The following is a 20862-nucleotide window of genomic DNA, read 5'->3' as shown; positions in this document are numbered from 1 at the left end:
AAAAGATGCTGGGGCTACTTTCCCTTAAATTCCGCCTGCCGCTTTTGCAGGAAGGCCATTCCGCCCTCCATTGCATCAGCGCTGGCGCCAGCAAGGCGCTGCCCCTCGGCTTCCGACACGAGGACTTGCTGCACAGTGCCGTCGAGCGCGACGGCAATATTCTGCTTCATGGTCTTAAGCGCCAGCGTCGGCCCATTGGCCAGCTTTTCCGCCAAAACGCGCGCTTCGCTAATCAGCGCATCATCCTCAACGCATTTGTAAATGAGGCCCCATTCCTCGGCCTGCTCTCCGCCGATTTTCTCGCCCAGCATCATCATCCGTGTTGCACGCGCGCGGCCAATTGCGCGGGTCAGGAGCCATGTCGAGCCGCCATCGGGCACAAGGCCGATATTGACGAAGGCTTGCAGGAAATAGGCCCGCTTCGCCGCAATCGTGAAGTCCGCCGCAAGCGCCAGCGAACAGCCAACGCCAGCCGCCGGGCCATTGACTGCGCAGATCACCGGAACGGGCGCGCGCAGCACTTGGTTGATCGCGGGGTTATAGTGGTTTTGCAGCGCCTGATGGCTACCGCCTTTTGAGCCGAGCGCACTGCCGTCGCCGCGTGCCGACAAATCCGCACCGGAGCAAAATCCCTTGCCCTCACCTGTGATCAGCACGGCCCGCGCATCGCCCAGATCATAAAACGCCTCGCCAATTTCATCGGCCATCTGCGGCGCCATCGCATTCAGGCGATCAGGCTTGTTCAGCGTGATCGTTTTGAGCGGACCGTCATTTTCGACGACAATGGTTTCGTAGGACAAGTGGCTCTCCCCTCGGGCAATCTCGTAGAGTTTCGTTTCGCCACTGACACTGGCGCGGATTGCCGATGCTGGCAAGTCCGCTACGGCGCGCGGCGTCGACAGCGGTCAGCCTTAGTGCGCGTCTTTTGGCGTCTCCAGTATTTCTGTCAGTATGCCGCCCATATCCTTGGGGTGGACGAAGAAGATCGGTGTGCCATGCGCGCCAATGCGGGTCGGGCCGAGCACGCGTTTGCCCTGCGCTTCGAATTCTGCGCGGGCGACCTCGATATCAGGCACTTCAAAACAGACATGATGCTGTCCGCCCGATGGGTTTTTGGCGAGGAATGCGCTCACCGCAGTCTCGTCATTGAGCGGTTGGATCAGCTCCATTTGCGTGCCGTCCATACCACTATGGGTTGGCGTATCGACAAAGATGATCTTGAGGCCATCCTGCGGAACATCCGCATCGTGAAAGCTCGTCGCGCCCATAACATCGCGCCAAAACGCGGTCGCCGCGTCCATATCCGGCACAACAACGCCAATGTGATTCAATCTACCGAGTTTCATTTCGTTTCCTCGAAAATTCTAACTGCTTTATCAGCTATACTTCCGTGTATATCTGTCGAGCCTAAGCCCATGTGCTCTGTTTCAACCCAAGCAAGGTAATTGACGATCTCATCACGTGTCGCACCAGAATTTAGCATGGTAAGAAGCCGGAACGCATAACTGTCATATTCGTCGTTCGGGCAATCTGTAGTGTTCACACCGATTGGATCCCACTCCTCCCACAAGAGGGCCTTAAGCTCTTCAAGTACTTGAATCACAACGGAATATTGTCATGCTTCTTCCACGGGTTTTCGAGCTGCTTATTGCGCAGCTTGCGAAGCCCAAGAGTGATGCGCTTGCGGGTTGAGTGCGGGTAAATCACCTCGTCAATATAGCCGCGCTGCGCCGCCACAAAGGGGTTGGCAAAGCGGTCTTCATATTCTGCCGTTTTCTCGGCGATCTTGTCGGGATCATCGCGGTCCTGGCGGAAAATAATCTCCACCGCCCCCTTCGCGCCCATCACCGCGATCTCCGCCGTCGGCCATGCGTAGTTAAGGTCGCCGCGTAAGTGCTTACTCGCCATCACATCATACGCCCCGCCATAGGCCTTGCGGGTGATCACGGTGATCTTCGGCACCGTCGCCTCGGCATAGGCGAACAGCAGCTTCGCGCCGTGTTTGATGATGCCATTATGCTCCTGATCGGTCCCGGGCAGGAAGCCGGGCACATCGACAAAGGTCAGGATCGGGATCTCAAACGCATCGCAGAAGCGCACGAAACGCGCGGCTTTTTTCGATGAGTTGATGTCGAGCACGCCCGCCAGCACCATTGGCTGGTTCGCGACCACGCCCACTGTGCGTCCTTCAACCCGGCCAAAGCCGCAAATGATGTTGCCCGCATGTGCTGGCTGAACCTCGAAAAAGTCGCCTTCGTCGAGCGTTTTGCGGATCACCTCATGCATATCATAGGGCTGATTGGCATTGTCGGGGATCAGCGTGTCGAGGCTGTCCTCCTGCCGGTCCCACGGGTCGGATGTCGGTCGCTCTGGTACTTCCTCGCGGTTGGACAGCGGCAGGAAGTCATAGAAATCACGCACCGCCAGCAGAGTCTCGATGTCGTTCTCGAACGCGACATCGGCAACGCTGGTCTTGGTGGTGTGCGTGACCGCCCCGCCCAGCTCTTCCTGCGTGACGACTTCGTTGGTCACGGTCTTCACTACGTCTGGGCCGGTGACGAACATATAGCTCGAATCCTTCACCATAAAGATGAAGTCGGTCATTGCGGGCGAGTACACCGCGCCGCCAGCGCATGGCCCCATAATGACGCTAATCTGCGGCACCACGCCGCTTGCCAGCACATTGCGCTGGAACACATCGGCATAGCCGCCGAGGCTCGCCACACCCTCCTGAATGCGCGCGCCGCCGCTGTCATTCAGACCGATAACCGGGGCGCCCACCTTCATCGCGGTTTCCATCACCTTGCAGATTTTTTCCGCATGCCGTTTGGAAAGAGAGCCGCCGAACACCGTGAAATCCTGAGAGAAAACATAGACCAGCCGGCCATTGATCGTGCCGCTGCCTGTGACCACGCCGTCGCCGGGGATCTTCTGTTTTTCCATGCCGAAATCGGTGCAGTCATGCTCGACATAAGTGTCCAGCTCTTCAAAGCTATCTTCATCGAGCAATACGTCGAGCCGTTCGCGCGCGGTCAGCTTGCCCTTGGCATGTTGCGCATCGATCCGCTTTTGTCCGCCGCCCATATGAGCGGCTTCTCGGCGGCGTTCCATTTCAGCGATATTGGCGGACATTGATTTCCCCTAGAGAACTGTTTGAAAGCGGTTAGCGAGCGAGAGCCGCCAGCGTCAACATTGGTGGTTAAGTCCGGCATGCGGAGATCAGAAATTCGACATTGCCTTCTGGACCGGTGATCGGGCTTTGTACGATGCCTTGTACGGTGAAGCCTTGGGTTTCGACCCAGCTGCGAACCTCATCGCAAACACGGGTGTGCAGCGCAGGATCGCTGACGACGCCCTTCTTCCCGACTTCTTCGCGTGCGACCTCAAATTGCGGCTTAATCAGTGCGACCAATTGGCATTTGCGCGCGGCGAGTTCCAGTGGGCGCTCAAGCACTTTGGCAAGGCCGATAAAGCTCGCATCGCACACCACCCAGTTGCAGTCGCGATTGATGTGATCGGTCGTGAGAATACGCGCGCTGGTCTGCTCCAGAACGGTAACGCGCTCATCCTGACGCAGCTTCCACGCAAGCTGATTGGTCCCGCTATCGACCGCGAAGACGTGCTCCGCGCCGCCTTGTAGCAGCACGTCTGTAAAGCCGCCCGTTGAGCTGCCAATATCCATCGCAGTGACGCCCGCCGGATCAAGGGCAAAATGCTCAATCGCATGGGCCAGTTTAATCCCGCCCCGGCTGACCCACGGATGGTCGCGCCCGCGCACCTCCAACGGAGCATCCTCGGGCAATTGCTGACCCGGCTTCTCAAGCTTTCGCTCGCCAGAAAAGACCAGCCCCGCCATCACCAGCGCCTGCGCACGCGTGCGGCTTTCGACCAATCCGCGGTCAACAAGCATCTGATCAAGGCGTTTTTTCGGCATTACGGCAAAAGCCATTGGACGAATCAATAGCAGCGGGCAATGGAGAGCGAATGAAATCGACTTATCTCTATGCATCTGCTGCACTTGCTGCCACTTTCGGCCTCGCGGCGTGTATTCCTAGTGCTGCGCCGCCCCCTGCGGCCACATCAGCATCCGTTGCGGCTCCGGCACCTGAGCCTACAAGACCAGTTGTCGAAATTCCCAGTCCACCCGCTGTTCCTGCCATACCGGGCAATTGGCTCGACCAAGCACAAACAGCCGGAGACTGGGAATACGAGCGCGAGAGGTCAGAAAGCTTTGCCATTTTTAGTACGTCCCGCGAGGCACCAGCGGCAATCATTCGCTGCGATCTGGGCACTCGAATGGTTGGCATCGGCCAATTCACCGCAGGCACTACGCCGCAAATTCAGATGAAAATTCAGGCCGAAACCAATGATCGTATGCTGATTGCTTCGACCCGAGCAAGCAGCCAACCGCTCTATGCCGCAGAATTATCGGCGCAGGACCCGCTGCTCGATGCAATTGCTTTGACGCGCGGCCGGTTCGCCATAGCGGTGTCTGGCAAGCCCGTGCTCTACCTCCCCGCATGGGGCGAGGTGACGCGGGTTATCGAGGATTGCCGGTAAAAAGGGCACTGCGATTTAGCGCTGCCCAGACCTCACATTCTGACGCGGGAAAACTTTTTTACAAGGCTTGTTTTTCACGTCCAAACGAATCAGATTGCAAAACAAGATCAGCGGCGAACGCGGGTCTTGGGCCCCGGTGAAACGCGGCTCTAGCTCAATAGCGCGAAAGGAGGTGATCCAATGTCTCATGGTTCAGTAGAGAGGTTGGCAAGTTTCCACACGAGGCATTATCGGTGACCTTACTTCACCGATAAAGGCTTTGTGAGCGGCACTTCCAGCCGCTGACCATGTTTAGGGCGGTTCCTTACTTCGGTGAGGACCGCCCTTCTCATTATTTGATAGCTTCAAGCGCCAGCGCTCACGTCCGTCCGCTTGGCTATCCTCGCATAAGCTCGGGCGCGCAGTCGCGCTTGCGGTCCGTCCGATGGCGGACCGTACAGGTTCGAGCCCGCAGGGCTCGCAAGGCCAAGGGCCGTCCGCGGCGGCGCGGACTTGTCCGCAAGCCGCGAGGATACCGCAGCACGGAGGTGCTGCGTAAACAAAAGACTCCCGCGCCTGAGGCCAAACAAACAAAAAACCATATTGCCCCGGCGCGCGGCACACATTACCCGCACACGCATGGAATTCACTCGCATCCCTCACCCCGCGCCAACTGATGCACAGACCCGCGATGGGCTCATCGCAGACCCCGGTTTTGGCAAGGTCTTCACTGATCACATGGCCGTTATCGATTATGACGAAGCAAAGGGCGGCTGGCATGCGGCCTCACTGGGCCCGCGCGAACCAATAGCGCTCGATCCCGCGGCGAGCGTGCTGCATTATGCGCAGGAGATCTTCGAGGGGATGAAAGCTTACCGTCAAGCTGATGGCGGCATGGCATTGTTCCGACCTCAAGAGAATGTACGGCGCTTCAATGCCAGCGCACGCCGCATGGCGATGCCTGAATTACCTGAAGACCTGTTCCTTGAGGCAATCCAATATGTGGTCGCGGCGGACAAAGACTGGTTCCCAGCCGTTGAGGGCGGCTCGCTCTACATCCGCCCATTCATGTTCGCGACCGAGGCATTTTTGGGGGTTCGTCCCGCCACGCAATACAAGTTCGTTGTGATCCTCAGCCCAGCGGGCAATTACTTCAAATCAGGTGTGCCGGCTGTGAGCATCTGGCAGTCCGAATACACCCGCGCGGCGCCCGGAGGCACTGGGGCGGCGAAAACCGGCGGGAATTATGCGGCCAGCCTTGTGCCTACTGGAGAGGCGTTCGAACGCGGCCATGACCAAGTGCTGTTCCTCGATGCGGTCGAGAAAAAGTGGGTCGAGGAACTGGGCGGCATGAACCTGTTCTTCGTCATGCGCGATGGACGAGTCATCACGCCGCCGCTGACCGGAACGATCCTGCCCGGCATTACGCGCGAAAGCCTGATGAAACTGCTCGGCGAAGAGGGCCGCGATGTGCGCGAGGAACCCTATTCGATTGACCAATGGCGCGAGGATGCGGCGAGCGGCGATCTGGTCGAAGTCATGGCATGCGGCACAGCAGCCGTCGTTACGCCAGTTGGCAAAGTCGACAGCAAGGACGGTGAATTTGTCATCGGCAATGGCGGCCCCGGCGAGCTCACCAGCAAAATCCGTGAACGGCTGGTTGGCATTCAACGCGGAAGCATCGAAGACACCCATGGATGGGTGATGAGGCTCGGGTGAGTAAAGACCCGCTAAAGTCTTCGTTTTGGAGAAGCCCAAAAACGTTCTTGCTGGGCACTTTCTTGTCAATTGCAGCATTGATTTGGTACTTTAACGGTCCCGATCAGCCAGCAAGGTTCAATGGGGCCGAAACAATCTTCGCAGAAGTCACACAAGCAGGAACATATATCCGAGGGCGCTCTCATTCGCCCAGGGTTTCTGTTAGGTTTGATGATGGCACAACCATGACCCTGAACATAAAAGACTACCACTCGGGGGCATGTAAGGCGGGTAAGCGCATCGCGTTACTTAAGCACAATCAATCCATTACTGTTGCCCCAGAGGGCTGCGGTCTCCCGAAAAAGACGAAGCCATGAACACGCCCCCCATCACCGTTGCTGCGCTGTACCACTTCACGCGATTTGATGAGCCGCTAGCGCTGAAAGAACCGCTGCTCGCAGTGTGCGAGGAGGCTGGGATCAAAGGGACAATTCTGCTCGCTAACGAAGGTATAAACGGCACCATAGCGGGCGGCGAGAATGCCATTGCGAGCGTCCTCGATTACATTCGGAAAATCCCCGGCTGCGCCGATCTGGAGGTTAAGTTCTCTCACGCGGACGAAATGCCGTTCAACCGCATGAAAGTACGGCCAAAGCGCGAAATCGTCACTATGGGCGAGCCGGACATCGACCCCACGCACAGCGTCGGGCGCTATGTAGATCCGCAAGATTGGAACGCGCTCATCAGCGATCCAGACACCATCGTGATCGACACCCGCAATGATTATGAGGTCGCGGTCGGGACATTTGAAGGCGCGACCAACCCGCAGACCAAGAGCTTTCGCGATTTCCCGGTATGGTTTCGCGAGAACCGCGAAGAGCTGCTCGCAGGCAAGAAGAAAGTCGCGATGTTTTGCACCGGCGGGATACGCTGCGAAAAATCGACCAGCTTCCTACGCAAAGAGGGCGTCGAGGACGTGTTCCACCTTAAGGGCGGCATCCTGAAATATCTTGAAAATGTGCCGGAAGAAGACAGCAAATGGGAGGGCGAGTGTTTCGTCTTCGACCAACGGGTTTCCGTCAAACACGGGCTAGAACTTGGCAGCTATGGACAGTGTTTCGCTTGCCGTATGCCGCTGACCGAAGAAGAAATGGCCTCCGACGCATACGCTCCGGGGGTCAGCTGCCCGCACTGTATTGACAAGCGCGATGATGCGCAGCGCGCCCGCTATATGGAGCGGCAGCGCCAGCAACAGCTCGCAAAAGAACGCGGCGAAGCGCATGTTGGCGCGACGGTGGAGCGCGCGCCGAAGGACGGATTTGAGGATGGCGAAAGCTGGGAGGTAAACTTTCCGAGCGGCGGTCTCTCGCTGGACACCCCAAAGGACCGCAAGTGACGCAGCACCCGCCAATCCTCTATTCCTTCCGCCGTTGTCCCTATGCAATGCGGGCAAGAATGGCGCTGTGGACGGCGGGCATAAAAGTGATCCTGCGAGAGGTGAAGCTGGCGGACAAGCCCCCTGCCTTGTTCGAAGCTTCAGAAAAGGGAACCGTTCCAGTTCTGGTATCTTTCGATAGCCCGGTGCTGGAGGAAAGCATCGACATCATGCGCTGGGCACTCGCGCAGAACGATCCGGAAGGCTGGCTGGCTGGCGATGATGCCGAGCTGATCGAGCGCAATGATGGGCCGTTCAAGCATCATTTGGACCGCTACAAATATCCCAGCCGTTATGCTGATGAAGCGGATGGCACAGATCACCGCGCGGAAGGCCTAGTCATTCTCAGCGACCTCGACGCGCGTCTCTCCGGCCAAGCGCAACTCTGCGGCGAGACCCGTAGCCTCGCGGACATCGCTCTATTCCCATTCATCCGGCAATTTGCAAATACGGATCGCGCTTGGTTTGACGCGCAGCCTCTGCCGCATTTGCAAAGCTGGCTGGAAAGCCATCTCGCCTCTGACCTTTTCAAGAGCGTCATGCCTAAATATGTTCCGTGGAAAGCGGGTGATCAGCCAACTATATTTGGGCCCTAGCGTGGGGTCACAGAGAGCTTTCACCCCGAATTTACCTTTTCTCACTACGCTCGTAGCATGGAAAATCTAGATCCCATCTATAAAGTCTCGCTCCTGAAGCAGCAGTGCGAAACGCATTCCATGCTCAGCGGCTTTTGGAACGTTGAGACAATCCAGGCATATTTTGATGAGGTCAACGAGGTCTCAATGCCCTTCGTCAAAGATCGCTCTCCGATCTATGCTCTCGTCGATTTTACCGATTTCGTTGCACAAGATCGGGACACAACGGCAGCGATCCGCGACCATTTGCTAACGGCGCAAAAGTTCGGACTGAAACGGGTCGCGATTTTTGGTGCGTCGACTCTCGTGCGCACGCAATATAGACGCTTGAGCCAAGGTGTTAACGTTGAGTTTTTCGAAACCAAAGCAGAGGCTCTGAATTGGCTTCGTGAAAACAGAGAACCGCACGCATCAGCCGCTTAGCTGCTCTCTTAGCGCATCAATCAACCAACTTGTCGCTGGGCCGGGCCGTGCATCGCGCCGCCACAGAGCACTCAACGTGTACATGTCGCCCGGCTTTTCGGGCAAGTCTAGCTCCACCAAACGCTCGCTCAACAGATCCTCAGCCACCATGTGTCGCGGCATATTGCCCCAGCCGATACCCTCTTTCAGCAAAGCATGCTTCGCGCCAAGATCACCCAGCCGCCAGGTCAGCGGGCTGAGGACCGAGAACGAGCGTCCCTCGGTGAGCGGCGAGCGATCCGACAGGATCAGCTGCAGCTGCTCGCGGCTTTCACCAGGTTTCACCTTGGGCTTGGCAAGCGGGTGATCCGGCCCGGCGACCGGGATCAGCTCCACCGATCCCACAACCTGCCTTTCCAAAGCCGGGTGATCTCCAATAACCGGCCCGCCAATGGCGAGGCCAGCACCCTCATCGAGCAGACAAGCCGCCACCGCGCCCAGCCCCTCGACCCGCAGATTGAGCGCAATCGTTGGGAAATGATCGCGAAATGCGCGCAAGACCTGTGCTGTCACCTCACCCGGCACCATGACATCAACCACTAGCGAAACGTCACTCTCGAGGCCTGCGTGCAGGCTTTGCGTCTTGGCCAGCAAAGCATCCACCCCGTCCGCGACCTTTCGGGTTTCCGCCAAGAGCCCTTGCCCCGCTTCGGTTAGCTGTGGCTTGCGGGAACCCTCCCGCGCAAACAGTGTGACGTCCAGCTGCGCTTCCATCTGCGCTATGCCATAGCTGATCGCAGAGATAGCCCGCCCCATGCGGCGTGCAGCCGCGCCAAAGCTGCCTTCCTCCACCACGGCGAGAAAAATCCGCAATTGATCGAGAGTGGGGTCACCGAGCTTCATCGACAGTTATGTTCGGATATTCTGAACATTTTGGCAAGTTTTATCGCAGTTATACACGCAGGCCGCTGCGCCTATCTCTCTTGGCACACACTCACTCCAATAGGAGAAATGCCATGATCGAACGTCGTCCATTTAACAGCCTCGGTTCTGCCAATCACGGTTGGCTTGATGCTCATCATCACTTTGCATTCGCCAGCTATCACGATGCCGCCCGCGTCAATTGGGGCGCTCTGCGCGTCTGGAATGATGACACAATCGCTGCAGGCACGGGCTTCCCTACCCACCCGCACAGCGACATGGAAATCATCACCTATGTCCGCAAAGGCGCGATCACGCATCGCGACAGCATGGGCAATGAAGGCCGCACTGAAGCCGGGGATGTCCAAGTCATGAGCGCGGGCGCAGGAATACAACATTCTGAGTATAATCTGGAAGACAGCGATACGCAGATCTTCCAGATTTGGATCATTCCAGATGAACGCGGCGGCGAGCCAAGCTGGGGCGCGCGCCCATTTCCGAAGAGTGACCGTGCAGACAAATTTGTAACACTAGCCAGCGGGAATATCGGTGCGTCCAAAAATGACAGTGATGCGCTTCCGATCCGAACGGACGCAAGCGTGCTAGGTGCAACGATCAAGGAAGGCGAAATCGTGACATACACACCCCGCGATGCAAGCCGTCACCTCTATCTGGTGCCTGCAACGGGCAAAGTGAAAATCGGCGAAATTGCAGCCGAAGCCCGCGATGGCGTTGCGATCACCGATGAGGATAGCATCACCATCACTGCGCTGGAAGACAGCGAACTCGTGCTGGTCGACGCAGCCTGATTTCACCCCCCTTGCCCCCTCTCAACTCCCTAAAGGTAGGGGGCAACTTTTCTACAAAACCGGAGTATTTCCCATGACAAAGATCCTTCACATCACCGCTAGCATTCACGGCGAGGCATCAACCTCGCGCACGCTCTCCTCAATCATCGCAAACGGCCTCAGTGAAAAGACGGGCGCCGCGATTGTCGAACGGGATTTGAGCGCGAACGACCTACCCTTCGTCAGCGCTGAGCGGTTCGCAGCAAACGGCACAGACCCAGCCGAGCGCACGCCGGAACAACAGGACTTGGCCGCCATTTCCGATACGCTGATCGCCGAACTTCAGGACGCTGACACCGTCGTTCTGGGTGTGCCGATCTACAACTTTGGCGTCCCTGCATCGGTCAAAGCATGGGCTGATCTGGTTGCGCGCGCAGGCACCACTTTCAAATATACCGAAAACGGCCCGGTCGGCCTACTCGAGGGTAAAAAGGCCTATATCGCATTGGCTTCGGGCGGAACACCTGTCGACAGCGAGATCGATTTTATGACGCCGTGGCTGCGCCACTTCCTTGGGTTTCTTGGCATCGCTGACGTCGAGGTGATCGCCGCCGACGGAATCATGGGCGCGAATGGCGAGGATAAAGTCGCCATCGCCACACAGACCGCGCACGCTATCGCAGCCTGACCTTACAGAATCTGAAACGCGTGCCGGAGAGCTCAGCTTTCCGGCACGTTTTCTCGCAATTCGTCCAGCCAAACATCCGCCACCGCATCGCTCGGTGCGCGCCAGTCGCCGCGCGGCGAGAGCGCTCCACCCGCGCTTACCTTAGGGCCATTAGGCAGCGCGCTCCGCTTGAACTGGCTGAAGCCGAAGAAGCGTTTGAGGAATTTCTCCAGCCACTCCGCGATGGTCGCCAGATCATAGGTGTTCTTGGCGTCCTCTGGGAAATCAACCGGCCACAAACCCGCCTGCGCATCGCGCCAGGCGTGCCAAGCCAGAAACGTGACATGGCTCGGTTTTTGGCCCCAGCGCATAATGTGATGGAGAAAGAAATCGTTGAGCTCGTAAGGCCCGATAATCGATTCCGTGCTCTGAATGCTGCCATCAGCATCCGCCGGAACAAGCTCCGGCGAAATCTCAGTGTCGAGCACAGACAGTAGGACTTTACCGGTCTTGGCATCAAACTGACCCGTCTGTGTCGTCCAGCGAATAAGATATTGGATCAGCGTTTTCGGCACGCCTGCATTGACGTTGTAATGGCTCATCTGGTCGCCCACACCATATGTGCACCATCCCAGCGCAAGCTCGCTCAAATCGCCCGTCCCAACCACAAAGCCGCTATGCTGACCCGCAAGCCGGAAAAGATAGTCGGTGCGCAGCCCAGCCTGCACATTTTCAAAGGTCGTATCGTACACCGGTTTGCCATCCGAGAAAGCATGGCCGATGTTTTCCAGCATCAGTTGAGCGGTCGGCTTGATATCGATTTCTTCGGCGGTGATCTCCATCGCCTTCATCAGCTTCCACGCGTTGGATTTCGTGCCGTCAGAAGTCGCAAAGCCGGGCATGGTGTAACCGCGAATTGTGCTGCGCGGCAGACCGAGCGCATCGCAAGCCTTCGCCGCAACAATCAGCGCATGGGTACTGTCCAGCCCGCCGGATATTCCGATCACAAGCGACTTTGGGCGTGTCGCCTCGATCCGGCGGATCAGGCCGTGGACCTGAATGTTGAACGCTTCGTAGCAATCCTCATCGAGCTTGTTCTGCCGATTGGGCACAAATGGAAAACGCCGAATTGGCCGCTCCAGCCCGATATCACCGCCATCTGGCTCGTGGTCGAAAGTGACCGTGCGGAACCAATCCTCAGGCCGCCCAGCAGCTTCCGCCGCGTCGTTAAACGTGCCCATGCGCATGCGCTCATTGAGGATACGCTGCGTATCGACATCGCTCACGCATAGCTCAGGCTCGCGGTCGAACCGGCTGCTTTCCACAAGCAGATCGCCCAGCTCATAAATCATGCCCTGCCCATCCCAAGCCAGATCGGTGGTACTCTCGCCGTAGCCGCTAGCCGAGTACGCATATGCGCAAACGCCGCGGCTCGAACTGGCACGGGTAAGCATATGCCGCTCATCAGATTTACCAATGGTGATGTTGGAGGCAGACGGATTGAGCAGCACGGTCGCACCGGCCAGCGCCGCCAGCGTTCCAGGCGGGTTCGGGCTCCAATAATCCTCGCAAATCTCGATCCCGAATGTAAAGCCGGGAATGCTCTTATGCTGGAACAGGATATCAGTGCCGAACGGCACGTCCTGCCCCGCAATATCCAGCATCAGCCCCATGCAATCGCGGCCATGCGCGAAATAGCGCTTCTCATAATATTCGCGGTAGTTAGGTAGGTAGCTTTTCGGGACGATGCCGAGGATTTTACCGCGCGCAATCGCAATCGCACAGTTGTAAATCCGCCCACCCCGGCGCAGCGGCGCGCCGATCACCAGCACGCTAGGGAGTTTGCGGCTCGCTTTGGTTATGCCCGCCAGCTCGGTCTCGACCGCATCGAGCAAGGCAGCCTGCATATGCAAATCATCAATAGCGTAGGACGACAGGCACAGCTCTGGATAGAGCAGCAAATCGACCCCGTGCTTCGCGGCCTCCACAGCTTGCTCAATTATGCCCTGCGCATTGTACGCCACATCTGCCGTGCGGACCTTCGGAGTGCTCGTCGCCACCCGCACGAAGCCATGCGTATGCAAATCATAAAAGACATGGCCTACTCTCATGGGCGATTTCCCTGGTTGCTTTGTTTTGGATGTTTCCGCCGGCTCAAGCCAATCCTGCGGCTCGCAAATGCCAAGTTCAGCGAGCCGTTTTTGCACAGCCGCGCGGGCAATCTTGCCCTTGGCCTCCCAGCCATAAACGGTCCGGCTCGGCCACGGTTTCGGCTCACCAAACTGCGCGCCGAATTCATCGGCGGACAAAGGTGGGTTTTGCCCTTCCCGCCACTCTCGAATTTTTTGTCCTGCGAGGTGCATATCGATGCTGTATCCCAAAAGGATACCAAGCATCAAGGCCAAATGCGAAGCTTCCTTGCATGCCCAGCTCTTGCACTCGGGTAACCTATCACCCATCTGCCTCGAATACTGCGCAACCCCTCAATGGAGATGACACTTGGCCGACCCAACTTACACACCGCCCGAAGTCTGGACGCATGATGCTGAAAATGGCGGCCGGTTTGCCAGCATTAACCGGCCGACAGCTGGTGCACGAGAGGCCAAAGAGCTACCCGTTGGTGACCATGATTTTCAGCTTTACTCGCTCGCTACGCCGAATGGTGTGAAGGCGACCGTTATGTTCGAAGAGCTATTGGAAGCAGGCCATTCCGGCGCAGAATATGACGCTTGGACCATAAATATCGGAGACGGTACGCAGTTCACATCAGGCTTTGTCGACATCAATCCCAATTCCAAGATCCCGGCCCTACTCGACCGTAGCGGCGACACGCCTGTCCGCATCTTTGAAAGCGGCGCAATCCTGATGCATCTCGCGGAGAAATTTGGTGCATTCTTGCCGACCGATCACACTCGCGCGGAAGTCCTCAGCTGGCTTTTCTGGCAAGTCGGCAGCGCCCCCTTCATCGGTGGCGGCTTCGGTCATTTTTATGCTTATGCGCCAGAGAAATACGAATATCCGATCAATCGCTATGCAATGGAGACCAAGCGATTGTTTGACGTTGCCGACCAGCGCCTCTCACAGAATGAATATCTTGGCGGCGCCGATTACACGATTGCCGACATTGCAACCTTCCCATGGTTTGCCCCTTTCGTGACCGGCAACATTTATGGCGAGGCGCGCAAATTCCTCTCGATCCATGAATACACGCATGTTGAGCGCTGGGCGAAGCATATCCTTGATCGTCCCGCGGTCAAACGCGGCCGCATCGTCAACAAGGCATGGGGCGAAGAAGACGAGCAATTGCTCGAGCGTCACTCCGCCGCCGACTTTGAAGGCAAAAAGCTCTAAATTATCGTTCCGGGCCACCCGCTCCCTCCGCCCTTCCACCCGGATTGCATCCCGGTAGTCTCCGGGTGGAAGGGCGGAGGGCGCGGGTGGCTAGGCTTGTGGCGCTGTCACCGTCAGGAAAGTTCCTCTGCGAGACGGGCCATAAACCGCGTGCCCGCCTCCAACTGGTCCAGCGCAATCCACTCATCTGGCTGGTGCGCCTGTTCGATTGAGCCAGGTCCGCAAATCAGCGTGGGAAAGCCAGCCTGCTGAAACTGCCCGCCTTCGGTCGCATAAGCGACATTGGAGGGCGGGGAATTCTCACCTGTCAGCCGCCGCACGAATGCAACCGCATCCTCGCTACCCGCATCTGTCATTGGGGGCGCACTAGCAAGCTGCTCAACCTGCACGCCGGCTTCCGGGAATTTGCCTTTCAGCGCGGCGTCCTGCGCAGCACACGCCTCGTAAAACGGCGCAAGGATTTCGGCCGCATCATAGCCGGGCGGACAGCGCAAATCGAACTCAAAGCGCGCGTGGCCAGCCAGAATATTGGCCGCCTGCCCGCCTTCCATCACGCCGACAGTAAGGGTTGGATATGGCGGGTCAAAGCCATTGTCCGGATCGGCATTCTCGCGCAGATCCCGCGCAATCTCCATCAAGTGATGCATAAGCTCAATCGCGACCGCGTTGGCCGACACACCGTGGTTCACCAGCGAGCTATGCGCCTCATGCCCGCGTACTTGCACCTCGTGAACGGTAATGCCCTTATGGCCTGTCACAATCCGCATGGATGTGGGCTCGCCAACAATCGCAACACGCGGAAGCGGGATAGTCTTACGCAGCCGCTCAATCATCGCTGGCGCACCTTTGCAGCCGACCTCCTCATCATAGCTGATCGCAAGATGCACCGGTTTTGATCCGCGCACAAAGGCAGGAACCCAGGCCAGCGCCAGTGCGATGAAGCTCTTCATATCAGAGGTGCCGCGCCCGTAGAGTTTGCCGTTTTCCTCTCGCGCCGTCCACGGATCACTCGACCACTCCTGCCCCTCAACTGGCACGACATCGCTATGGCCGGACAGGATCACTCCGCCCTTTACCATCGGACCACAAGTCGCGAAAAGATTGGCTTTATCGCCGCTTTCATCGGCCACGCGCGCAGCTTTGACGCCATGCTCCGCGAGATAGCTCTCGACCCATTCAATCAGGGCCAGATTGCTCTTGTGCGAAGTGGTGTCGAAAGCGATCAACCGATCCAAAATCGCGCGGGCGCTAGCAAGAGAAGGAGCAGAATGTGTCATTGGCGCAAGTCTTATACCCGCACTCATGAAGCGCCAGCTTGAAATTACACCAATGTCATTAAATTGAGCTAGCTGGCTGGGGTGGCAGGGATCGAACCTGCGAATGCCGATACCAAAAACCGGTGCCTTACCACTTGGCCACACCCCAGCAGCTATGCCGCAATCACGTCTACGCCCCTTTAGAATCAAGCTGCGCTGTGATTGAAGAACGCTCCCGTTATTCCCCGCGCCAGCAAAACTCAAGCCCTTGCTGACGACTTCTCAGAAAAAACGCGTAATCGTTGTGCTTTCGTAGGTTTGGAACGCGGCGAAAGCACGGCCCTTCGCGACTAGCGCTTGCTCACCTTTGCAGCTAACCTCACTACGAATTTGCGGGGATGGCGTAGAATGAGGGCCAAGATGCACGACTCAGATGTCGATGGCGCTGCCACTGGCCGCATATTCCTGAGCTATTCTCGCGATGAACGCTCGCAAGCAATGAAGGTTATTGCCTTGCTTGAGAGCGCGGGCCTCGACGTGTGGTGGGACGGACTTCTCGAAGGCGGAGAAAACTACCTTCCCACTACCGAAGCGGCGCTGGAGGGCGCAGATTGTGTCGTTGTTTTATGGTCCAAAATCTCAATCGACTCACATTGGGTACGAGACGAAGCCCAGAGCGGGCGTGAGCGTAAATGCCTAATACCCGTTTCAATCGACGGCTCTCAGCCTCCGCTCGGGTTTCGACAGTTTCAAACGATTGATGCAAGTGGCTGGTCAGGTAAGCCAAACACAGCCGAGTCAGATCGGATCTTGGCGGCTGTGTTGGCGCAATGCGGTAAGCGTAACGAGCATAGCACCATCGCGAGTGAAACCGCTCCGAAGTTTGCGCTAAGCAGGCGCCAACTTGCCACTGGCGGAGCTGCGCTAGTCGGCGTCGCATCTCTGGCTGCTATAGGCCTGAACATCGGCGAAAACTCAGATCAGGGTTCGACGTCGCTGGCCGTTATCCCCTTTGCGAACCTCTCAGGCGATCCCGAGCAGGTTTGGTTTTCGGGCGGGCTGTCCAACGAACTGCGCGCAGCGCTAGCCCGCAATCCGCGACTACGCGTGTCCGCCCCCACCTCATCCTCTGCTAGTGATGAACAAACTGGTGACGAATTTGCGCTGGGTCGCCGGCTCGGTGTGGCGAACTTGTTGCGTGGAAGCGTGCAAATGGCAAATGGGGTGGTCCGCATCTCAGCGGAATTAGTACAAGTTGAGGACGGGCTGGTTCGCTGGGCAGATAGCTTTGACCGGCAATTCGAAGACGTGCTGGCCGTTCAATCTGAAATTGCCTCGACAGTTGCAGTGTCACTCATCGCAGAAATAGCCGGCAAGACAGAGCTCGATAAATCTCTGGCTGAGCAAGCCGAGGTTGGCGGCACTGAAAGCGTCACAGCATATGAGGCATATTTGCGCGGGCAAGCATTCTATGACCTGTCAACCGGAGAGGATAGTGACCGGGCAGCCCTAGCGCAGTTTGATGCGGGGATCGCAGCTGATCCAGATTTCGCACGGGCTCATGCCATGCGTGCCACAGTGCTATCTGCCCTCGCAAATGGCACATCGCAGGCGAGCGAAGTACGAAGTCTCTACAATGATGCAATTGCCTCAGCGCAGCAGGCAATTGACCTCACGCCCGATCTGGCCAGAGCGCATTTGGCGAAGGGCTTTGCCCTAAACAATGGCCGCTTGGATCGGTCAGCGGCGAAGCCACACTACGACCGCGCACGCGAACTCGCTCCAGGTGATGCCGATGTTCAACGGTCAGTCGCAATCTTCATGGCTTATGGCGAGCAAGGAGAAGAAGCACAGGAAATTGCTGCAAACGTACTGGCGCTAGATCCGCTAAATGCGCGGGCGTTCAGTTCGGCGGGATATATCGCCCTGCTGTCGCGCAACTATCCAGATACAATTGCTCATATGCAGCAAGCACTGAAGCTCAACCCGAATATAGCCAGCGCGTATTATGGCCTAGGAAGCGCGCAATATCTGCAGGGATCGGCCGGTGAGGCACTGAAGAGCTTCGAGAAAGAGCCTATCCCGGTGTTTGCTCTGACCGGCAAGGCCATCGCCCATCACAAGCTGGGCGATGAGCAAGCCGCCCGCGCGTCTTACGACGAGCTAATCGCGACTTACGGCGATGCTAGTCCCTATCAGCAGGCACAAATTCAGGCGCAATGGGGCGACACTGACAAAGCAATTACTCTGCTGGATCGCGCAGTTGCGATTCAAGACCCAGGGCTGTTATTTCTGACTAATGATCCCATGCTTGAACCGGTTCGTGATGCGCCCGGATTTTCGCGTTTGCAAACAATACTCACCGCATGATAGCCTCATCCTCGGGTCTTATTTGGGGCGGGTTCAAATTTGGACCGTTCCAGCTTTGGAAATAGGGGAATGAATATGAAGAAGACTGTGACACTTTTCGCCACCGCCAGCGTATTGACGCTGTCTGCTTGTGCAGGCGCTGAAGCCGACGTCGAGGCCGAAGAAGTGGAAGTTGCCGCACCTGAAACCGAAGAGGCAATGGAAAGCATGGAGGGTGAAGGTACCGCAGATGCTGACGCTTCAGAAGGCGATGCTGCAGAAACGAACGAAGACGATAACAACGACCCAACCAACAATCCAATAAGGCCAAGTGAGTAGGAACGCCGACTTAACTAGCAAGTAAAAACTGCGCCCGTCAGGCTTAAGCATAGCGGCTTAGGCTTGGCGGGCGTTTCGTTTTACCGAATGCCTCTGACGTAACTCGCAATCCAGCTTTTCGCTTTCGCCACGCGCGTGTATTGACTGGGAAGCCCGGTCGATCCGCATTTTTTGCCCGAGCTGACCACTCCGATCAAAGTCGGTCGCCTGCCCGCGTCGCCATAGTAGACCAGCGGTCCGCCGCTATCGCCATAGCACGTTTGCTGAAAGTTTCGCCCGCCTGCACATAGCGCGGCGTGGCGCAGATTGCCGCGAAACTTCGTGAAGCGTGTGCAAGCACCCTCACTACGCAGCTGCATCTTCACGCCTTGCAGGTACTCCGTCGATTGGCTGTTGGCCGCCTGCGTCCAGCCCCATCCATAAGAATATGCATTCATACCCTTGGCAATGCGTCGTTTGCCAACCTGCAGCGGGTCAAGCTTGATTGAGGCAATCTTGTTCGTGCGCGCACCCGCCGAACCGGCACGGTAATCATATTGAACCAGCGCGATGTCGAACACGTATTTGTTCCGCGGATTATACTGCGGATGGGCGATAGTGCGGATTATTGGATAAGTGATCCCTTCAGGTTTTCGCGGATTATAGACCCCTAGCCGGACCCGATGACCAGCGGTTCTGATCCGTGTGCCATTATCAATGAGACAATGCGCCGCGGTTAGCACCCAACCCTTAGCGATCAGCGAGCCGCCGCACAGAACCCTGTCTGCCTCGCGCAGAGTTTGCCCGACCAGGCGCTTGGGCCTCCAGAGCAAAGCCTGCCAAGGTGCTTGCCCGCGTTTCAAAGCATAACTGTTGATTGCCGCGGCATGCGCAGGGCAATTTGTCTGCGTGTAGACTTGCCCGCGAAAGCGCTCCCGCGACGTCACACATTCGCTCAGCTCGGGCGGCGGCGCTTCGACAACCAAACGCTCTTGCGGCACTTGCGTGGGTTCATCTGCATCCTCCGGCGGCATGTACTCTGCGTCTGCCACTGCAATGCGCGCCTCGGGCACGATGCCCGAAAACTGCACTTCCTTAACGCATGCTTCGTCCATCCCCTTTGTGCACAGCTCGTTAAACAGGCGCCCTGCCTGGGCCACGTCTGCGACGGCCCAGCTTCCTTCTTTGTATATCTCAGCAAGCTCAAAACACTTGCTCAAGTCCTCCGCAGAGCAGGCTCTTTCAAGCATTGCGATCAATCTCTGAGCGCCCTCCGCATTGTCACTGCTAAAGTGGGCTCTCATCTGCTCGGAAGCATCTGCACAGGCATCTGTCACACCGTTGACGCAACTCGATTCCAGATATCCGATAGCTGTGTCCCGATCGGTTTCCGGGGAGCCGGGAAGAGCTAGTGCGCGCCCGAGATCAGCGCAGCTCTGAAAGTTGCCATCCGCGCACGCTGTATAAAGCGATGGCGTGACCCGGAGAGCTTTTGAGATTTCGCAATGCGTTTCATAGAGATTGCACAGCTGATCATAATAGCTAATCGAGCGGCTGCGATCCGGGGCGACACCAATTCCGCGATACACGCGCTCCCCCATCTCGAAGCATGCCGCCACATCGTTGAAATAACATGCGATGTGCAGAAATTCGCCGATCTGCCATTCATCGCGATAAGAGCGGGCTTTGAGTTCTTCAACGGCGCGGTAACACGCGTTCACTAGGCCCTCTCGGCATTGAGCATCAAGGATCCTCTCCGCTCTTACGCGTTCCTCCGTCCATTGCTCTTGGCGCAAAATCGCATTGGCAATGTCAAAACAGGCGTCATTTGAACCCGCCTCACAGGCCGCCTCAATGACCAAATCAGCACGTGCAGGATCGGGCGCGCCCAGGACATCCCTTCGTAATAAGTCTGCAAAATCTCTGCATCCCGTTAGGTCACCCAGATCGCACGCCCTCTCGAACGCCGTCGCAGCTTTGGGATAGTTCTTCGGATCACCGCCTTCGCCTGCGTGAAATTTGCCCAGCGCATTACAGCCCGCCACCAGACCCGCATCGCACGCCTCGCCAAACAGGATATCAGCGATATCACCAATCTGCCCCACGCCCTCCCCGCGAAGATAGGCGTAGCCCGCTGCAACACACGCCTCAGCGTCGCCGCGCAGGCAGGCCTTGCGGTTTTTACGCGCAGCCCGCTTGGCCTCTCTCGATTCCTCATCGCTGAAGTTGTTATAGACAATAGTGCTGCTGCGTTCATCGCTTTGTACATCTGCTTCAGGCACATTGGCCCTTGCCATTTGCGGAGCACTTAACGCGATGAGCAGGAGGAGCACTCTAAGGACGCAATCCATCGCCCAGTTCACACGCAGCATCGCTCATCCCCCGAGGTGGTTTTCCAGACGCAGCGACCCTTTTTTGATTTCCTGAAATGCAGCAGAGTTCGCCGATCACGTCAATAGTAGTCGCCAATTTGCCGGAGAGGCGAAGACACACCGCAGATTGC

18 protein-coding genes and 1 tRNA gene are annotated in these 20862 nt (G+C 57.4%); 10 read left to right on the top strand and 9 right to left on the bottom strand.

The window, feature by feature from the left end:
• Positions 1-14: 14 nt before the first annotated feature.
• The 4 genes from ACFCXQ_RS09450 to ACFCXQ_RS09435 form a co-directional block, all read right to left on the bottom strand.
• Positions 15-800 carry an enoyl-CoA hydratase-related protein gene (locus ACFCXQ_RS09450; RefSeq protein WP_379550000.1) on the bottom strand — a complete coding sequence of 262 codons (786 nt, stop codon included), beginning with the start codon at positions 798-800 and terminating at the stop codon, positions 15-17.
• Positions 801-911: 111 nt separating this feature from the next.
• Entirely contained in the window at positions 912-1346 is a 435-nt protein-coding gene (gene mce / locus ACFCXQ_RS09445; protein ID WP_379549998.1) for a methylmalonyl-CoA epimerase, read from the bottom strand.
• A gap of 253 nt (positions 1347-1599) precedes the next feature.
• Positions 1600-3132, bottom strand: a complete 1533-nt coding sequence (locus ACFCXQ_RS09440) for an acyl-CoA carboxylase subunit beta (protein ID WP_379549997.1) — start codon at positions 3130-3132, stop codon at positions 1600-1602.
• Positions 3133-3199: 67 nt separating this feature from the next.
• Positions 3200-3949, bottom strand: a complete 750-nt coding sequence (locus tag ACFCXQ_RS09435) for a TlyA family RNA methyltransferase (protein WP_379549995.1) — start codon at positions 3947-3949, stop codon at positions 3200-3202.
• Between the two features lie 35 nt (positions 3950-3984).
• Between ACFCXQ_RS09435 and ACFCXQ_RS09430 the strand changes: the two genes are divergently transcribed.
• From ACFCXQ_RS09430 to ACFCXQ_RS09410, 5 genes are all read left to right on the top strand, one after another.
• Positions 3985-4560, top strand: coding sequence for a hypothetical protein (locus tag ACFCXQ_RS09430; RefSeq protein ID WP_379549994.1), 576 nt, complete (start codon positions 3985-3987; stop codon positions 4558-4560).
• Positions 4561-5178: 618 nt separating this feature from the next.
• On the top strand, positions 5179-6258 hold the full coding sequence (locus ACFCXQ_RS09425) for a branched-chain amino acid aminotransferase (RefSeq protein WP_379549992.1): 1080 nt from the start codon (positions 5179-5181) through the stop codon (positions 6256-6258).
• 352 nt (positions 6259-6610) lie between these two features.
• Entirely contained in the window at positions 6611-7633 is a 1023-nt protein-coding gene (locus ACFCXQ_RS09420) for a rhodanese-related sulfurtransferase (RefSeq protein WP_379549991.1), read from the top strand.
• On the top strand, positions 7630-8268 hold the full coding sequence (locus ACFCXQ_RS09415; RefSeq protein ID WP_379549989.1) for a glutathione S-transferase: 639 nt from the start codon (positions 7630-7632) through the stop codon (positions 8266-8268). The genes ACFCXQ_RS09420 and ACFCXQ_RS09415 overlap by 4 nt, the downstream gene beginning before the upstream one ends.
• Positions 8269-8325: 57 nt before the next feature.
• Entirely contained in the window at positions 8326-8730 is a 405-nt protein-coding gene (locus ACFCXQ_RS09410) for an STAS/SEC14 domain-containing protein (protein WP_379549987.1), read from the top strand.
• On the opposite strand, the gene ACFCXQ_RS09405 is transcribed toward ACFCXQ_RS09410, so the two are convergent.
• On the bottom strand, positions 8719-9612 hold the full coding sequence (locus tag ACFCXQ_RS09405) for a LysR family transcriptional regulator (protein ID WP_379549985.1): 894 nt from the start codon (positions 9610-9612) through the stop codon (positions 8719-8721). The genes ACFCXQ_RS09410 and ACFCXQ_RS09405 overlap by 12 nt on opposite strands.
• A 113-nt stretch (positions 9613-9725) precedes the next feature.
• Here ACFCXQ_RS09405 and ACFCXQ_RS09400 point away from each other — a divergent pair, with 113 nt between their 5' ends.
• Both ACFCXQ_RS09400 and ACFCXQ_RS09395 read left to right on the top strand, forming a co-directional pair.
• The gene (locus ACFCXQ_RS09400) at positions 9726-10439 is read left to right on the top strand and encodes a pirin family protein (RefSeq protein WP_379549983.1); all 714 of its coding nucleotides are present in this window, start codon (positions 9726-9728) and stop codon (positions 10437-10439) included.
• A 73-nt stretch (positions 10440-10512) separates the two neighbouring features.
• Positions 10513-11106: an FMN-dependent NADH-azoreductase gene (locus tag ACFCXQ_RS09395; RefSeq protein ID WP_379549981.1), complete on the top strand. Its 594-nt coding sequence runs from the start codon at positions 10513-10515 to the stop codon at positions 11104-11106.
• A gap of 32 nt (positions 11107-11138) precedes the next feature.
• Here the strand turns inward: ACFCXQ_RS09395 and ACFCXQ_RS09390 are convergent, their stop codons facing one another.
• Complete coding sequence (locus ACFCXQ_RS09390; RefSeq protein WP_379554618.1) at positions 11139-13196, bottom strand: NAD(+) synthase; 2058 nt, start codon at positions 13194-13196, stop codon at positions 11139-11141.
• A gap of 388 nt (positions 13197-13584) precedes the next feature.
• Between ACFCXQ_RS09390 and yghU the strand changes: the two genes are divergently transcribed.
• Positions 13585-14436, top strand: a complete 852-nt coding sequence (gene yghU / locus ACFCXQ_RS09385) for a glutathione-dependent disulfide-bond oxidoreductase (RefSeq protein ID WP_379549979.1) — start codon at positions 13585-13587, stop codon at positions 14434-14436.
• A gap of 113 nt (positions 14437-14549) precedes the next feature.
• Here yghU and argE read toward each other — a convergent pair whose 3' ends face one another.
• Complete coding sequence (gene argE / locus ACFCXQ_RS09380) at positions 14550-15713, bottom strand: acetylornithine deacetylase (protein WP_379549977.1); 1164 nt, start codon at positions 15711-15713, stop codon at positions 14550-14552.
• A 73-nt stretch (positions 15714-15786) separates the two neighbouring features.
• Positions 15787-15861: transfer RNA gene (locus ACFCXQ_RS09375), tRNA-Gln, on the bottom strand.
• A gap of 251 nt (positions 15862-16112) precedes the next feature.
• Here ACFCXQ_RS09375 and ACFCXQ_RS09370 point away from each other — a divergent pair.
• The gene (locus ACFCXQ_RS09370; protein ID WP_379549975.1) at positions 16113-18062 is read left to right on the top strand and encodes a TIR domain-containing protein; all 1950 of its coding nucleotides are present in this window, start codon (positions 16113-16115) and stop codon (positions 18060-18062) included.
• Positions 18063-18137: 75 nt separating this feature from the next.
• Entirely contained in the window at positions 18138-18380 is a 243-nt protein-coding gene (locus ACFCXQ_RS09365; protein ID WP_379549974.1) for a hypothetical protein, read from the top strand.
• An 80-nt stretch (positions 18381-18460) separates the two neighbouring features.
• Here the strand turns inward: ACFCXQ_RS09365 and ACFCXQ_RS09360 are convergent, their stop codons facing one another.
• Positions 18461-20656 (bottom strand): trypsin-like serine protease, encoded by a 2196-nt coding sequence (locus ACFCXQ_RS09360; RefSeq protein ID WP_379549972.1) that lies wholly within the window; start codon positions 20654-20656, stop codon positions 18461-18463.
• Between the last annotated feature and the right edge of the window lie 206 nt (positions 20657-20862).

This window comes from Qipengyuania rhodophyticola, from assembly GCF_042493225.1.
In the GTDB taxonomy this organism is placed as follows: Bacteria; Pseudomonadota; Alphaproteobacteria; order Sphingomonadales; family Sphingomonadaceae; genus Erythrobacter.
The sequence above is the reverse complement of the archived record's forward strand: the minus strand, read 5'-3'. Positions and strand labels throughout refer to the sequence as shown.

Coding starts and splice junctions, on each gene's coding strand:
- mce (WP_379549998.1), bottom strand. CDS start 1,346: ATGAAACTCGGTAGATTGAATCACATTGGCGTTGTTGTGCCGGATATG.
- ACFCXQ_RS09440 (WP_379549997.1), bottom strand. CDS start 3,132: ATGTCCGCCAATATCGCTGAAATGGAACGCCGCCGAGAAGCCGCTCAT.
- ACFCXQ_RS09435 (WP_379549995.1), bottom strand. CDS start 3,949: ATGGCTTTTGCCGTAATGCCGAAAAAACGCCTTGATCAGATGCTTGTT.
- ACFCXQ_RS09430 (WP_379549994.1), top strand. CDS start 3,985: ATGAAATCGACTTATCTCTATGCATCTGCTGCACTTGCTGCCACTTTC.
- ACFCXQ_RS09425 (WP_379549992.1), top strand. CDS start 5,179: ATGGAATTCACTCGCATCCCTCACCCCGCGCCAACTGATGCACAGACC.
- ACFCXQ_RS09420 (WP_379549991.1), top strand. CDS start 6,611: ATGAACACGCCCCCCATCACCGTTGCTGCGCTGTACCACTTCACGCGA.
- ACFCXQ_RS09410 (WP_379549987.1), top strand. CDS start 8,326: ATGGAAAATCTAGATCCCATCTATAAAGTCTCGCTCCTGAAGCAGCAG.
- ACFCXQ_RS09405 (WP_379549985.1), bottom strand. CDS start 9,612: ATGAAGCTCGGTGACCCCACTCTCGATCAATTGCGGATTTTTCTCGCC.
- ACFCXQ_RS09400 (WP_379549983.1), top strand. CDS start 9,726: ATGATCGAACGTCGTCCATTTAACAGCCTCGGTTCTGCCAATCACGGT.
- ACFCXQ_RS09395 (WP_379549981.1), top strand. CDS start 10,513: ATGACAAAGATCCTTCACATCACCGCTAGCATTCACGGCGAGGCATCA.
- ACFCXQ_RS09390 (WP_379554618.1), bottom strand. CDS start 13,196: ATGAGAGTAGGCCATGTCTTTTATGATTTGCATACGCATGGCTTCGTG.
- argE (WP_379549977.1), bottom strand. CDS start 15,713: ATGACACATTCTGCTCCTTCTCTTGCTAGCGCCCGCGCGATTTTGGAT.
- ACFCXQ_RS09370 (WP_379549975.1), top strand. CDS start 16,113: ATGCACGACTCAGATGTCGATGGCGCTGCCACTGGCCGCATATTCCTG.
- ACFCXQ_RS09365 (WP_379549974.1), top strand. CDS start 18,138: ATGAAGAAGACTGTGACACTTTTCGCCACCGCCAGCGTATTGACGCTG.
- ACFCXQ_RS09360 (WP_379549972.1), bottom strand. CDS start 20,656: ATGGCAAGGGCCAATGTGCCTGAAGCAGATGTACAAAGCGATGAACGC.